This is a genomic window from Parabacteroides sp. (assembly GCF_977054455.1).
This window is the reverse complement of the sequence record NZ_CDRTCT010000011.1, coordinates 40528-54444: the sequence shown is the minus strand read 5'-3', so window position 1 is coordinate 54444 and position 13917 is coordinate 40528. Positions and strand designations below refer to the sequence as shown.

Below are 13917 nucleotides of genomic sequence, written 5' to 3'. Positions count from 1 at the left end.
AAAGAACCAGGTTCGCGGATGACGCGGATAAGACGGATAATCGCGGATTATTTTATTGATTGAATAAAGATCCGCGATCATCCGCTCAATCCGCGTTATCCGCGAACCTGGTTCTTTTTATTGAGTAAAGGTAGCAGAAGACTTACTTCTCGCCTGAAAGTTTCTTTTCCAAATAAGCCAGCTTCTTAATGGCTTTTTCCTTCTCTTTCGTCAGTTTCTCGATGTCGCTTAATACGACAGCCAGTTCATAGGTCGAGGCGATCGCTTTCTTGTCCGCATCGGCAATGTAGAGGATATAAGGCTTGCCGCCCGTATATTCGACCTTGATGCGCTCCCCTTTATTGTCAAAAATGAACTTGACGGCATCTTCGCATTTCTCTCCTTGGTAGGTCACGACTTCGGTTGTATTCCCCAAGTCCTTGAAATGGTAGTTCAGGCCACCGTCGTAAGGGATGGCGGGCGTTTCGGCGAAAAGGCCGTCCTGGGTGCTCAGCTTGATACCGGTATGGTTGATCGGCTTGCCTCCGAAATAAACACTTGCCAGGTACATCTCGCCTTTCTCGTTTACGCCGGAACGGATGTAGCAACGCTGGATGTTGCGTTCGATAGTCTGCTGCTTGGAGACATAATTGCCGATTTCGTTATAGGCGGAATCTTTTTCGAAATTAAAACCTTTCTTCAACCCTTCCAGTTCCTGCTGCTTGACAGGGATCAGGCTGTCGCAGAAGGCCAAATTGCGTTCCGCTTCCTTTTGTTCCACCTGGCGCATCAGTGTCAGGCCTTTCCGGATCACCTTGAACTCTTTCGGGTACAGGATGCGGATGCTGTCTATCTCACTTTTGGCGGCAAAGAACTCATTCCGTTCAAACATGTTCCGGGCATTGTCCAGCCTTGCCTGTGCATTCTTCTCGTCATTGTTGCAACCGGCCAGTGCCACGGCTGCAAGTGCTATACAGATTGCTGACTTTTTCATTATGATACTTGTTTAATTGTCTATTCCTTATTATCCGCTTGCAAAGATATTGGAAAAAGAGAGAATTAGCATCCCCGCAAGAATTTAATTATCTTTGCGTGTCTGTTACTTTTGGCTTGATCCAAAAGTAACCAAAAGATCAAGGCCGAACCTGCTTCGCTACTCCGTTCCCTTCGTTCGCTGTCGCGTCTGAAACTCGCTTCGCTCAGACAGCAGACGCTCCGGACGCTCACTGCGGTCTCTGCGCTTAACGCTCACCAGCTTAGGCCGGAGATAGAGCCTGACGGCTCTTTGGGGATGGCCGATACAGCCACCTATATAACAGGCGGCAGCGTAGCCTTTGCCCGGAGTAGCCTGGACGGTTCAGCCTTGATCTTTTGGTTACTTTTGGATCAAGCCAAAAGTAACAGATAAATTTGTTGATAAACAATATATATATATATGTATATAGAACAAGAAGACATATTAAAACATATTTCGGCGAAGCCGTTCCATTTGATTTCCGAAGCAGCGGATGAGTTGGGAGTGGAGGCATACGTGATAGGCGGTTATGTGCGGGATATCTTTCTGCATCGTCCTTCCAAAGATATCGATGTCGTTGCCGTCGGGAGCGGCATCGAACTGGCGAAAGCCGTTGCCCGGAGGTTGGGCCGGAGAGCTTGCCTGTCCGTCTTCAAGAACTTCGGTACGGCGCAGGTGAAGGCCGGTGACCTGGAACTGGAGTTTGTCGGCGCCCGCAAGGAATCCTACACGCATGACAGCCGCAAGCCGGTTGTCGAAGACGGGACACTCGAAGACGACCAGAACCGCCGCGACTTTACGATCAACGCCCTGGCGCTTTGCCTGAATAAGGACCGGTACGGTGAACTGGTCGATCCCTTCGACGGCTTGACCGATATGGACAACTTGCTGATCCGTACGCCGCTCGATCCGGATATTACGTTTAGCGACGATCCGTTGCGCATGATGCGTGCCGTCCGCTTTGCCAGCCAGTTGGGGTTCTTTATCGATCCCGACACTTTCGATGCGATCGAACGGAACAAGGAGCGCATCTCGATCATCTCAAAAGAACGTATCGTGGATGAGTTGAATAAGATCGTTCTCTCGCCGAAACCCTCTGTCGGCTTCGACCTGCTGGACCGTTGCGGCCTGTTGCCTCTGATCTTCCCCGAACTTTGCGCCCTGAAAGGTGTGGAGACGAAGGAAGGGATCGGGCATAAGGATAACTTCGCCCATACCTTGATGGTGCTCGACCGCCTGAGCAAGACCACTGACAACCTGTGGCTGCGCTGGAGCGCCCTTTTCCATGATATAGCCAAGCCGGCGACGAAACGTTTCGACCCGCGCCTGGGCTGGACGTTCCACAATCATAATTTCATCGGCGAGAAGATGATTCCCGGTATCTTCCGCAAGATGAAGCTGCCGATGAACGAGAAGATGAAATATGTCCAGAAGATGGTCAGCCTGCACATGCGCCCGATCGCCTTGTCGGACGATGAGGTGACGGATTCGGCCATCCGCCGTCTGCTGTTTGATGCGGGCGACGATATAGACGACCTGATGAAGCTTTGCGAGGCGGATATCACGAGCAAGAACCCCGAAAAGGTGCGCCGCTTCCTGAATAACTTCCGGAAAGTCCGCAGCAAGCTCGCCGATATAGAAGAGAAAGACCGCGTGCGCAACTTCCAGCCGCCTGTGACGGGAGAGGAGATCATGGAAACATTCGGGCTTCCCCCTTCCCAGCCGGTCGGTGTCCTGAAAGATGCCATCAAGAACGCCATCCTCGACGGCGTGATCCCGAACGAACATGAGGCCGCCCGCGCCTTTATGTTGCAACGGGCGGAGAAGATGGGGCTGAAACCGGTTGTCTGATTCTGCCTGTCCAAGCTTTGATAGTCGTTTGAACCTTTATAATCGTAAAAAGAAAAAATAAATGGAACCTGAATTTAATTACCAGTCAGCGCCTTATGATTATGCTCATTGTTTTAACGGGCAATGTGCGTGTGCCGGCAAATGTCTTCGCCATATGTTGGCCGCCCTGATTCCGGCGGATCGGAATTATGTTGCTGTCGTGAATCCGAATAAGGTGGGTTCGGATGGGAAGTCCTGTCCTTTTTTCCGGGAAAAGAGATTGATGCGTTTCGCTGTCGGCATGTCGCATTTGTATGATAATCTGACTTACCGGGATGCAACTGCCGTCAAACGTCCGATTTATAGCCACTTCGGACGGAGTACGTATTATCGGATGCGGAACGGCGAACGGTCCATTACCCCGGAAGAACAGGTGTTTATTAAAAACATATTCCGGACGTATGGGATTACATCCGAACCTGTGTTTGACGCCTATAGGGACGATTATGACTGGGAATAGCATATCGTGATATTCTCCTGCCTGTGAGAAACTATTCTCCTGCCTATGAGAAAACTTTCTCACGCGCATGAGAATAAATTCTCACCGCCATGAGAAACTTTTCTCACTGATGTGGAGAAGGGTGAGAAAAAGCAACGATCTTTTCGTAGAATGGCAGGGGCGTCGTGAGTGTTTTCATGGCAACACGTATCAATAATAACACGAACTATCAGTTATAAAGGATTGAAATAATTACAATCCCGACAAATCTACTTTGTAGCGGGTCGGAGCCGTATTGTTCTTTTCGAGAAACATCGCCATATAGACGGGAGCATAAATGATTTTACCGGCTACCCGTAAATTGTCATTATTGAATACCACAGCCTCTGACAAATCGTATTCATTGCAATCCATGATATTGGACAAGGCGCGGTGCGTTTCGTAGTCTTTGCCCGACTTCACTTCGATGGGCAAGACTTTGCCTTCTAATTCGATAACGAAATCCAACTCGCCCCGCTTCTTGTTGTTGTAATAGTAGGGAGCAATACCGTGCGCCACCAGTTCCTGTGCTACGGCGTTCTCATAGATCGAACCGAAGTTGATGTCCTTGTCTCCTTTGATAATCCTCATTTGGATACCTTCGGCATATTGGCTGGCCAACAGTCCGATGTCGTTCTGGAAGAGCTTGAACAGATTGCGCGAACGGGCGAGCAGGAGCGGCATTTTCGGCTCCTCCACGTTATAGACGGGCAATGCTACGCCTGCGTTCGTCAGCCACAGAAAACTGTTTTCGACCCGATCGAACTTCGCATGTTCGTTCAAACGTTTCAGGATGAAACGTTTGTTCTTGGCGTTTAGTTCAGGCGGAATGAGATTGAAAATCTCCTCAATATAGAGCTTGTTGTTCGGGTCGTATTGGGCGATATCGCGTTTGTAGAGGCGGATGATATCCTGTTGCACGGCCATTACCTCCTGCAGGTTGTTACTCTCAAGATATTTGCTCACAGCAGCAGGCATACCGCCCACAATGAGATAAAGCCGAAATAACTCCATGATTTTGTCGTGTATGAACGTGTCAACGACGATACGATTCCGCCAAGCTTCGCGCAATGATCCGATTACTGTGTCATTGATACCCACACCGGAAATGAACTCTTCGAAATCGAGCGGGTACATATCCTTAACACCCATATAGCCGACCGGTTCCGATCGTAGGTCTTTTAATTCTACCCCAAGAAGCGAGCCGCTCAAGATGTAGCGATACGACCCATCGTCCACCAGAAACTTGATTGCCGTAACGATATCGGGACATTGTTGTACCTCATCGAAGAAGATGAGCGTTTCACCTTTGATGAGCGGCACGGAGGTGATTGTCGAAAGACGGAGCAGAATGTCATTGCTGCTTTTCGCCCCCTTGAACAACTCCACCGCTTCGAGGGACTCTATAAAATTGATTTCGACAAAACTCTTGAACGTCTTGCCAAACTCACGAATCGAATAGGTCTTACCGATTTGTCGTGCGCCGGTGATAAGCAACGCATTACGAGTGGTCTCGTAATAATGCTTGATATAATTGTCTATCTTTCTCTTTAGCATAATTTTCTCTTGTTGATTCGATTATAAGAGGCGACGGAATTAATACGCCGCTTTTCCATTATAAAAATAAGGCGTTTTTGCCGCTTTTCCAAGATTGATGCCCGCGAATCTGCCGTTTTTCTTTTTAGTTGTTTACATGCTTGTAGCATCCCTTCCCGATCGTGACAGGCTGGCCGTAGTCGATGTAGAGCGGCGGCAGTACCTTCAGTTGCAGCAACTCCTCTGTCGGCTGGATGTTCGAGTCGAAGTAGGGAATCATGGATTCGGACAGGCTCACGATATCGGGGCGGTTGGACGGCAACTTGTTATCAGGAGTTCAGCCTTTCGACCGTCTTTACCCCTTTCACCGCATTGATCTTCTTGGTCAGCATGTTCAAGGCCGTCGTGTCGCGCACCATCACCGTGAAGTTTCCCTGGAAGATCCCGTCTACCGAGTCGATGTTCAGGGAGCGGAGCGTGACGCCCGTTTCCTTGCTGATGACGGAGGTGATATTGGTGACGATCGCGATGTCGTCACGGCCGATGACCCGGAGCGTGACGATATACCCGTTGTCCCCCTTGCCGCTCCATTTGGCCTGGATGATGCGGTAGCCGAAACGGCTGAACATCTCCTGCGCGTTCGGGCAGTCCATACGGTGGATCTTGATGCCTTGCGTGGAGACGAAACCGAACACCTCGTCCCCGTAGATCGGGTTGCAGCACTTCGCCAACTTATATTCGATGCCCGTCAGGTTCTTGTCGATCACCAGCACATCTTTGTTCGTCGCGATCTCTTCCGCCTCGGTTGTCGTGATATATTCCTCGGCGCTGCGGACTTCGGTGTGTTCGTTTGTTTCCGTTTCCCGGCGTACCTGCTCCAGGTATTCGTCGATCACCTGGTTCGGGTCGAGGCGTTCCTCGGCGATCTCGACGTAGAAGTCGGTGACGGTCTTGAACCCTTTCTTCTTGATGTAACGCATCAGGATCGGTTCCTCCATCTCGATCTTCCGGTTCTTGAAGCGGCGTTGCAACATCTCTTTGGCAAAGTCCACCGCCTTGGCCGTCTCTTCGCGGAGCGCCTGCTTGATCTTGACCCGCGCTTTGGAGGTGACGACGATGTTCAGCCAGTCGCGCTTGGGCGTCTGGGTGGGAGCGGTGACGATCGAAACCGTGTCACCGTTGTTCAGGGTATATTTAATAGGTACATTCTTCTCGTTCACCTTTGCCGAGACGCATTTGCATCCTAACTTGGTATGGATCGCGAAAGCAAAGTCGAGCACGGTCGCCCCTTTGGCCAGCTTGATCAGTTCGCCTGTCGGGGTGAAGACATAGATCTCGTCTTTGTACAAGTCCATCTTGAAGTCCTGCATCAGGTCGAGCGGGTTGTTCTCTTTCGTTTCCAGGGCGGCGCGTACGGTGTTCAGGAATTCGTCCAGCCCGCTTTCCGCTTTTCCCCCTTTATATTTCCAGTGGGCGGCGAGTCCCCGTTCGGCGATCTCGTCCATGCGGCGGGTGCGGATCTGCACTTCCACCCATTTGTTCTGCGGTCCCATCACGGTGATATGCAGGCTTTCGTAACCGTTTGTTTTCGGGATGGAGATCCAGTCTTTCATGCGCTTCGGGTTCGGCTGGTACATGTCCGTGATGATCGAGTAGACCTGCCAGCAGTCCGAACGTTCCTTCTCATACGGCGTGTCGAGGATGATGCGGATGGCAAACAAGTCGTATATGTCTTCGAACGGGATGTTCTGCTTCTTCAGCTTGTTGTTGATGGAGTGGATGGACTTCGTGCGCCCCTTGATGTCGAAGCGGAGTCCGGCGTCTTCCAGCTTGCTTTTGATGGGTGCGATGAACTCGGCGATGTAGGCGTCGCGCGAACGTTTCGTCTCGTTCAGTTTCCGTTTGATGAAGTCGTACTGCCTGCGGTCGGTATATTTCAGCGACAAGTCTTCCAGCTCGCTCTTGATCGTGTACAATCCGAGGCGGTGGGCAAGCGGGGCGTACAGGTAGGAAACTTCCGTCGCCAGCCGTTTCCGGTCTTCGTCGTTCTTCAGGTGTTTGCCGAGGCGCATCAGGCAAAGGCGGTCGGCGATCATGATCAGGATCACGCGCACATCTTCGGCAAACGAGAATAGCAGCTTATGGAAGTTCTCGGAGTCGACAGCCGTATTGCGGGCGTAAAGGTCCGAAGTCTTCAGCAGGCGGCTGATGATCAGGGTGACATCCGCATCGAATGTGTCTTTCACTTCATCCAGCGTGATGATCTTTTTCATGACCGGGCGGTAGAGCAGGAGAGCGATGACCGACGTGCGCTTCAATCCGATTTCCGTAGTGGCGATCAATGCCGTGTCGATATTGCGGAGCAGGCCGTTGATGCCGTTTCTGTCTCGTCCGTAACAATCCAAAGCCACCACCCGCTTCATCAGTTCCTTCATCTTACCCAGATCTTCCTTCTTCAGGAAAGAGTACAGATGGCGTAATAATTGCTTGTACTTGGAGAAAAACTGTTTTTTCTCCTCTTCGGTAAAGAACGGTTGTATATCCATAGTCGTCTGTTTTTTTACTGCCTCTTTGTGGGCTGTCCGTAAAACATACCGTAAAAGTAAGTTTTTCTGCGAATATCAGTGCATTTCTAATGGTATTTTTATACATTTGCGATATACATAGGCTGGCAGGCCCTTGTTGCGTGTCTGATTATTAACTTATTAAAAAGATATACTATGCTAAACGCAAAAGACTTAGAGTTACTGGCGGCTAAAGGGATCAGCGAAAAGCAGATTGAAGAACAGTTGGCTTGTTTCGTGAAAGGGTTTCCTTTTCTGGAAATTACGGCTTCGGCCTCGGTTGAGAGAGGGGTTATGGTGATCCCGCAGGAAAAACAGGCTATTTATATGGATGCCTGGGATGCTTACCTGGCAAAGAATAAGAAGATTGTGAAGTTCGTGCCGGCTTCGGGTGCGGCAAGCCGTATGTTCAAGAACCTGTATGAGTTCCTGTCTGCCGGTTATGACGAACCTCAGAATGCGTTTGAGAAGAAGTTCTTCGACGACATTGCGAAGTTTGCCTTCTATGATGCCTTGAACCGGGCTTGCGTCGAGAATGAAGCGAAAGATATTCCGGCGTTGGTTGCTCTCGGACAGTATAAGGCGGTTGTCGCCAACCTGCTGGAACCGAAAGGGCTGAACTACGGACAGCTTCCGAAAGGTCTGTTGCTTTTCCATTCTTATCCGAAGACTGCCCGCACGGCGATGGAAGAACATCTGGCCGAAGGTGCGATGTATGCGAAGAACAATGCCGGTGAAGTGAATATACATTTCACGGTGTCGCCCGAACATAAGGCGTTGTTCGAACAGCTGGTTGCCGCAAAGGCGGGAGTCTATGAAGAGAAATTCTCTGTCAAATACGATATTTCTTTCAGCGTCCAGAAACCGAGTACCGATACGATTGCTGCCGATATGGAAAACAATCCGTTCCGCGACAAGAACGGCAATCTCTTGTTCCGTCCGGGCGGCCACGGCGCTTTGATCGAGAACCTGAACGATGTGGATGCCGATGTGGTGTTTGTCAAGAACATCGATAATGTGGTTCCGGACAGTTTCAAGTGTTCGACCGTTATCTTCAAGAAGGTGATCGCCGGCGTGCTGGTCTCTTTGCAGGAACGTATCTTCAAGTATCTGGAACTGATCGACAGCGGCAAGTATTCGCACGACCAGGTGGAAGAGATGATTCATTTCCTGCAGGAAGACCTGTGTGTGAAGAACCCGGAAATGAAGTTGTTGGAAGATGCCGAGTTGATTCTTTATATTAAGAGTAAGTTGAACCGCCCGTTGCGTGTCTGCGGTATGGTGAAGAATGTCGGCGAACCGGGCGGTGGGCCGTTCCTCGCTGTCAACCCGGACGAAACTGTCTCTTTGCAGATTCTCGAAAGCTCGCAGATCGATTTGAAGGATCCCGAAAAGAAGGCGATGTTCGAAAAGGGCACGCACTTCAATCCTGTGGATCTGGTTTGCGCGTTGAAGAACTATAAAGGCGAGAAGTTCGATTTGCCGGACTATGTGGACAAGAACACCGGCTTTATCTCCTATAAGAGCAAGGACGGCCGCGAACTGAAAGCGTTGGAATTGCCCGGTTTGTGGAACGGTGCGATGAGTGACTGGAATACGATCTTTGTCGAGGTGCCTATCGAAACCTTCAATCCGGTTAAGACGGTGAACGATTTGCTGCGCCAGGAACATCAATAAAACAGTAAAAAAGAGGTGTCAAACTGCCCTGTTCCCGCGTTTGACACCTCTTTTTGTTTATAAATTGATCAGGAAATTGACAAATTCCGGATCGTAGTGTGAGAAGAACAGGCTTTCTGCTTTGTCGAGTTGGGCAATTTCTTCCATTTCTTTTGCAGACAAAGTGAAGTCGAACACGTTGATATTCTCTATCATCCGTTCTTTATGGGTCGATTTAGGAATGACAATCACTCCTCGCTGGATGAGAAAGCGCAATGCTACCTGAGCTACGGATTTGTTGTGCTGTTCGCCGATCGCTTTCAATACTTCATTAGTGAAGAAATTATTTCTTCCTTCGGCAAACGGTCCCCACGACATGAGTCGTGTGCCTTCTTTCCTCATGATTTCCTGTAGTTTGACTTGCTGGTTGAAGACGTGTGTCTCCATCTGATTGACAGCCGGCTTGATCTCGCAGAACTTAGCCAGGTCTACAAAACGGTCGGCATAGAAGTTGCTGACACCGATGGCGCGGGCTTTTCCTGCTTTATAGGCTTCTTCCATAGCGCGGTAAGTCCCGTAGTAATCATTGAAAGGTTGATGAATGAGCAATAGGTCGACATAATCGCTTTGTAGTTTGCGCAACGACTCGTCGATCGATGCTTTTGCTCTTTTCTCCCCGGCGTTCGAGATCCAGACTTTTGTCGTGATGAACAACTCTTCACGTGGCACACCACATTTCCGGATGGCATGGCCGACGCCTTCCTCATTGTAATAGGCTTGTGCCGTATCGATGGACCGATAACCTGCACGGATGGCATCCGACACGCAGCGTTCACACTCTTCAGGCGTCACCTGATAAACTCCGTAACCTAAAATCGGCATTTCAACGCCGTTGTTTAATTTTACTGTTTCCATACTCGTCTTTTTTATATGTTTTCTTTGATCCTGACTTATAAACAGGGAGCGTATGCCCTTTTGTTTTCAGTTTTGTCGGATATTGCAAAGGTAGGGAGTCAGAAGTGTTATGCATTCATACAAATTACGGATTATCCTACCCGAATTACTGTTTGGCTGGTCAAAATGGTTCAAAAAAGGAGGTATGTCAAAACAAAATCCTGCTCACGAATAGCCATAATTTAGGCACGGATTGTTTATCCGTGTAAATCCGTGCCTGAAAGATCATGTTAAAGGTGTTTTGGCACACCTTCCATATCGTTTGGTTGAACTTCCGTTTAGATTTTCGGAAGTTCCCAGGGAGCCCGGTATTCCTTGCATAAGTATTTGTCGGCTTCCGCGTCGTTGAAGCTCTTACCGTCCCAAGTCAGTTTTTTGCCTGTCCGGTAGGCAATGTTACCCAATTGGGAGAATTTGGCGATATGGGCGCCGATCTCGATGCTGGCATTACAGTTGCGGTTGCGCGACTTGATGCATTCCAGATGGTTCTTCACGTGCAGGTTCAATCCGCCTTCTCCGTAGGCTTTCTTCAAAGGAACGGCTTCCATGCGGGCTTTGCCGTTCACCTTTTCGGGGATTACTTCCCAGCCGCCGCGGTCGACAACCAATGTCCCGTTTTCTCCGACAAATCCAAGGCCGTGATTGCGCCCGTAAGCTCCGTCGTCGATACCGATCGCATGGTCCCACATGACCGTGAAGTCGTCGAATGTATAAATCGTCTGCAACAGGTCCGGCGTTTCGCAGGCGTCGTCCGGATATCCGAATTTGCCACCCGAAGCCATGATGGAGTTGGGGGCCGTTACGTTCATTCCATAGAGGGCATAGTCGAGCAGATGCACACCCCAGTCTGTCATCAGCCCGCCGGCATAATCCCAGAACCAGCGGAAGGTGAAATGGAAACGGTTACGGTTGAACGGACGTTGGGGAGCCGGGCCCAGCCACATGTCATAGTCGACTCCTGCAGGAACGGCTTCGTCCGGCTTGACCGGAATGGATGGACACCAACCTTGGTATGAGAAGACGCGGACGGTGCGGATCTTGCCTAACTGCCCGCTGTGCACGAATGCCATGGCATCCTGCCAGTGCGGATCGCTGCGTTGCCATTGTCCTACCTGTACTACCCGGTTGTACTTTTCGGCGGCACGAACCATAATATTACATTCTTCAATGCTGTTGCCTAACGGTTTTTCGCAGTAAACATCTTTACCAGCCTGGCAGGCGGCTACCATTTGCAGGCAGTGCCAGTGGTCGGGCGTGCCGACGATGACAACGTCGATATCTTTGTTGTCGATCAGTTTCCGCCAGTCTTTGTAAAGGTTTTTAACTTTTTTGCCCGTAATCTTTTCCGTTTCGGCAGCCCGTTTGTTCAGTACGCCTTCGTCGATATCCGACAGTGCGATACATTCTACTTCCGGATTTCGCAAGAATGCCTGCAAATCGGAAAATCCCATACCGTTGCAACCGATAAGGCCGACACGTATTTTGTCGTTCGCCCCTACATTTCCTGGTGTAGCGTTGATGAAGAAAGGACTCATGGAAAGTCCGGCGCCTAATAAGGTCGCTTGCCGGATAAAATCTCTGCGTGTTGTCATGGTCTTGTAAATTAGATATTAATAAGTTATTGAGCCAAATGTATGAATAAAAGGTGAGCGGTACAATAAAAACTGTGATAAAAATATAAATACGGCGGCTTTTTCCGAAAAGGAGCGTATTTTTGTATCCGGTTTGCTTTCAAGGGAAACTTGTTATAAATAAAACAAACAAAAGATGAGAATAGCTTATTTGATCACATGGCTTTTGTTAAGTATCACGCTCACGTCGTGTATACAGGATGAAGCGCCTAATGCGGAAGCGGATATATTGACTTGTATAGTTCCCGCAGATATATTGAAAAGAGATCCGGTTATAGAGAATAATAAGGTGACGTTGATGGTAAAGGCGGATATTGACCTGACGCATCAGGCTCCGGAGTTTACGTTGACTCCCGGTGCGACTATTTGCCCTGCCGGCGGTACGGAACGGGACTTCACGACTCCACAGTACTACACGGTGACTTCACAGGATGGAAACTGGAAGAAAGAATACCAGGTGGCTTATCTTATCGCCGGAATCAGTACGGAATATCATTTTGAAGATGTGGATTCAGTAGTGAAACCGAATTATACATATGACGTATTCTATGATTTGGCTACCAATGAACGCATCGATTGGGCGAGCGGCAACTCTGGTTTTGCTATAACAGGAGTTGGAACAAAAGATCCTGCCAGTTTTCCGACTTCTTCACTTGAAGACGGAAAGGTGGGAAAAGCTGTGAAACTTGAAACAAAATCCACGGGTGATTTTGGAGAGAAGGTGAAAATGCCCATTGCGGCAGGAAATCTGTTTATGGGGACATTTGATGTCTTGAGTGCTTTGACAAACGCGTTGAAAGCAACTCGTCTGGGAATGCCGTTCGAGCATGTTCCGACTTATATAAAAGGCTATTATAAATATAAAGCAGGAGATGTGTTTCAAGCAAATGGCAAACCGGTAGAGAACAAGAAGGATACATGGGATGTTTATGCGATCTTTTATGAAGTAACAGATAAGGTTCCTTATTTGGACGGGACTATCGTGGAAGGTAACTATACGCATCCGAATCTCGTCTCCGTTGCTTTGCTGGATGATAAAGACAGGAAAGAAACAGACGAGTGGACCGAATTCTATATTCCCTTTGTCATGAAACCCGGTAAGGTAATCGACCGTGAGAAATTAAAATCAGGAGGTTATAATGTCTCTATCGTCTTCTCTTCCAGTAAAGAAGGTAATTATTTCCGGGGTGCACCGGGAAGCACCTTGCTGATCGATGAGGTGGAACTGATTTATGCAGCCGACAATTAAAACGAAAAAAGAAATGGAGAAAAAGAGTATATCTGCTTATATATGTATGTTGGCCCTATCTTTGATAGCGCTTCCTGCCTTCGGACAGATGGACCGGAATCAGGGGATCATCAAGTCTGCTCTGCTCGGACTGGAGTATGAAGTGAAAGCCGGTTTTAATATCGGTGGAACGGCTCCTTTGCCTTTGCCGGTCGAAATTCGGGCAATTACCGGATATAATCCGACTTTGGCGCTGGCGATCGAAGGAAACGTGACGAAATGGTTCGATCAGGAACGCAAATGGGGAATGCGGATCGGGATCCGCCTTGATAATAAAAGTATGAAAACAGATGCCCGTGTTAAGAACTACGGCATGGAGATTATTGGTGATGGCGGGGAGATCGTAAAGGGAAACTGGACCGGATATGTAAAGACCGATGTCAATAATACATACCTGTCTTTTCCTGTTCTGGCTACTCATCAGTTTAATCGCCGTTTCAGTATGAACCTCGGTCCGTATTTTGCTTATATGTTGGAAGGTGATTTCTCTGGAAATGTCTATGACGGCTATTTACGTGAAGGAGATCCGACAGGAAGCAAAGTCATTTTTGAAGACGGGAAGAGTGCTCCGTATGATTTTTCTAAGAACCTTCGCCGTTTCCAATGGGGAGCGCAGTTAGGTGCCGAATGGCGTGCCTTTAAGCACTTGAATGTCTATGCAGACCTGACTTGGGGATTGAATGATATCTTCCGGAAAGATTTCGATACGATTACTTTCGCCATGTATCCGATCTACCTGAACGTAGGTTTCGGTTACGCTTTCTAAGACAAACGTATTCTGATATATCGTTATGGCTTTCCTGATTCATAATTATGAAACGGGAAAGCCATAATTTTGTTATTAAACGACATCTTTTCCACAACAATTCGTTATTTCGATATTTATTAATATATTTGTCCGAATAATTTTTTAGTCCAATATATTT

The 13917-nt window shown here is 48.7% G+C and carries 10 protein-coding genes and 1 pseudogene; 5 read left to right on the top strand and 6 right to left on the bottom strand.

What is annotated here, in order from left to right:
- Window positions 1-142 precede the first annotated feature (142 nt).
- The gene (locus ACW6QF_RS07100) at window positions 143-973 is read right to left on the bottom strand and encodes a hypothetical protein (RefSeq protein ID WP_456087292.1); all 831 of its coding nucleotides are present in this window, start codon (window positions 971-973) and stop codon (window positions 143-145) included.
- Window positions 974-1414: 441 nt separating this feature from the next.
- On the opposite strand from ACW6QF_RS07100, the gene ACW6QF_RS07095 reads away from it, so the two are divergent.
- Window positions 1415-2845 carry a CCA tRNA nucleotidyltransferase gene (locus ACW6QF_RS07095; RefSeq protein WP_298552936.1) on the top strand — a complete coding sequence of 477 codons (1431 nt, stop codon included), beginning with the start codon at window positions 1415-1417 and terminating at the stop codon, window positions 2843-2845.
- Window positions 2846-2906: 61 nt separating this feature from the next.
- Window positions 2907-3344: a DUF6078 family protein gene (locus tag ACW6QF_RS07090; RefSeq protein WP_456087291.1), complete on the top strand. Its 438-nt coding sequence runs from the start codon at window positions 2907-2909 to the stop codon at window positions 3342-3344.
- Between the two features lie 231 nt (window positions 3345-3575).
- Here the strand turns inward: ACW6QF_RS07090 and ACW6QF_RS07085 are convergent, their stop codons facing one another.
- The 3 genes and pseudogenes from ACW6QF_RS07085 to ACW6QF_RS07075 form a co-directional block, all read right to left on the bottom strand.
- Complete coding sequence (locus ACW6QF_RS07085) at window positions 3576-4919, bottom strand: ATP-binding protein (RefSeq protein WP_456087290.1); 1344 nt, start codon at window positions 4917-4919, stop codon at window positions 3576-3578.
- Between the two features lie 181 nt (window positions 4920-5100).
- Window positions 5101-5223 (bottom strand): annotated as a pseudogene (locus tag ACW6QF_RS07080) (AraC family transcriptional regulator); the annotation flags it as partial.
- Between the two features lie 4 nt (window positions 5224-5227).
- Entirely contained in the window at window positions 5228-7444 is a 2217-nt protein-coding gene (locus ACW6QF_RS07075; RefSeq protein ID WP_298552939.1) for a RelA/SpoT family protein, read from the bottom strand.
- Window positions 7445-7618: 174 nt separating this feature from the next.
- On the opposite strand from ACW6QF_RS07075, the gene ACW6QF_RS07070 reads away from it, so the two are divergent.
- Window positions 7619-9139 carry a DUF4301 family protein gene (locus ACW6QF_RS07070; protein WP_456087289.1) on the top strand — a complete coding sequence of 507 codons (1521 nt, stop codon included), beginning with the start codon at window positions 7619-7621 and terminating at the stop codon, window positions 9137-9139.
- Between the two features lie 57 nt (window positions 9140-9196).
- Here the strand turns inward: ACW6QF_RS07070 and ACW6QF_RS07065 are convergent, their stop codons facing one another.
- Together ACW6QF_RS07065 and ACW6QF_RS07060 are read right to left on the bottom strand one after the other, a co-directional pair.
- The gene (locus ACW6QF_RS07065) at window positions 9197-10033 is read right to left on the bottom strand and encodes an aldo/keto reductase (RefSeq protein WP_298552941.1); all 837 of its coding nucleotides are present in this window, start codon (window positions 10031-10033) and stop codon (window positions 9197-9199) included.
- Window positions 10034-10350: 317 nt separating this feature from the next.
- Complete coding sequence (locus tag ACW6QF_RS07060; protein WP_298552942.1) at window positions 10351-11664, bottom strand: Gfo/Idh/MocA family protein; 1314 nt, start codon at window positions 11662-11664, stop codon at window positions 10351-10353.
- Window positions 11665-11839: 175 nt separating this feature from the next.
- Here ACW6QF_RS07060 and ACW6QF_RS07055 point away from each other — a divergent pair, with 175 nt between their 5' ends.
- Complete coding sequence (locus ACW6QF_RS07055) at window positions 11840-12952, top strand: PCMD domain-containing protein (RefSeq protein WP_456087288.1); 1113 nt, start codon at window positions 11840-11842, stop codon at window positions 12950-12952.
- A gap of 13 nt (window positions 12953-12965) precedes the next feature.
- The gene (locus ACW6QF_RS07050) at window positions 12966-13757 is read left to right on the top strand and encodes a porin family protein (RefSeq protein ID WP_456087287.1); all 792 of its coding nucleotides are present in this window, start codon (window positions 12966-12968) and stop codon (window positions 13755-13757) included.
- Window positions 13758-13917 lie beyond the last annotated feature (160 nt).

Excerpts from the sequence above, each read along its gene's own strand:
- ACW6QF_RS07095 (WP_298552936.1), top strand. The coding sequence starts at position 1,415 with ATGTATATAGAACAAGAAGACATATTAAAACATATTTCGGCGAAGCCG.
- ACW6QF_RS07075 (WP_298552939.1), bottom strand. The coding sequence starts at position 7,444 with ATGGATATACAACCGTTCTTTACCGAAGAGGAGAAAAAACAGTTTTTC.
- ACW6QF_RS07050 (WP_456087287.1), top strand. The coding sequence starts at position 12,966 with ATGGAGAAAAAGAGTATATCTGCTTATATATGTATGTTGGCCCTATCT.
- ACW6QF_RS07060 (WP_298552942.1), bottom strand. The coding sequence starts at position 11,664 with ATGACAACACGCAGAGATTTTATCCGGCAAGCGACCTTATTAGGCGCC.
- ACW6QF_RS07070 (WP_456087289.1), top strand. The coding sequence starts at position 7,619 with ATGCTAAACGCAAAAGACTTAGAGTTACTGGCGGCTAAAGGGATCAGC.
- ACW6QF_RS07100 (WP_456087292.1), bottom strand. The coding sequence starts at position 973 with ATGAAAAAGTCAGCAATCTGTATAGCACTTGCAGCCGTGGCACTGGCC.
- ACW6QF_RS07090 (WP_456087291.1), top strand. The coding sequence starts at position 2,907 with ATGGAACCTGAATTTAATTACCAGTCAGCGCCTTATGATTATGCTCAT.
- ACW6QF_RS07065 (WP_298552941.1), bottom strand. The coding sequence starts at position 10,033 with ATGGAAACAGTAAAATTAAACAACGGCGTTGAAATGCCGATTTTAGGT.
- ACW6QF_RS07085 (WP_456087290.1), bottom strand. The coding sequence starts at position 4,919 with ATGCTAAAGAGAAAGATAGACAATTATATCAAGCATTATTACGAGACC.
- ACW6QF_RS07055 (WP_456087288.1), top strand. The coding sequence starts at position 11,840 with ATGAGAATAGCTTATTTGATCACATGGCTTTTGTTAAGTATCACGCTC.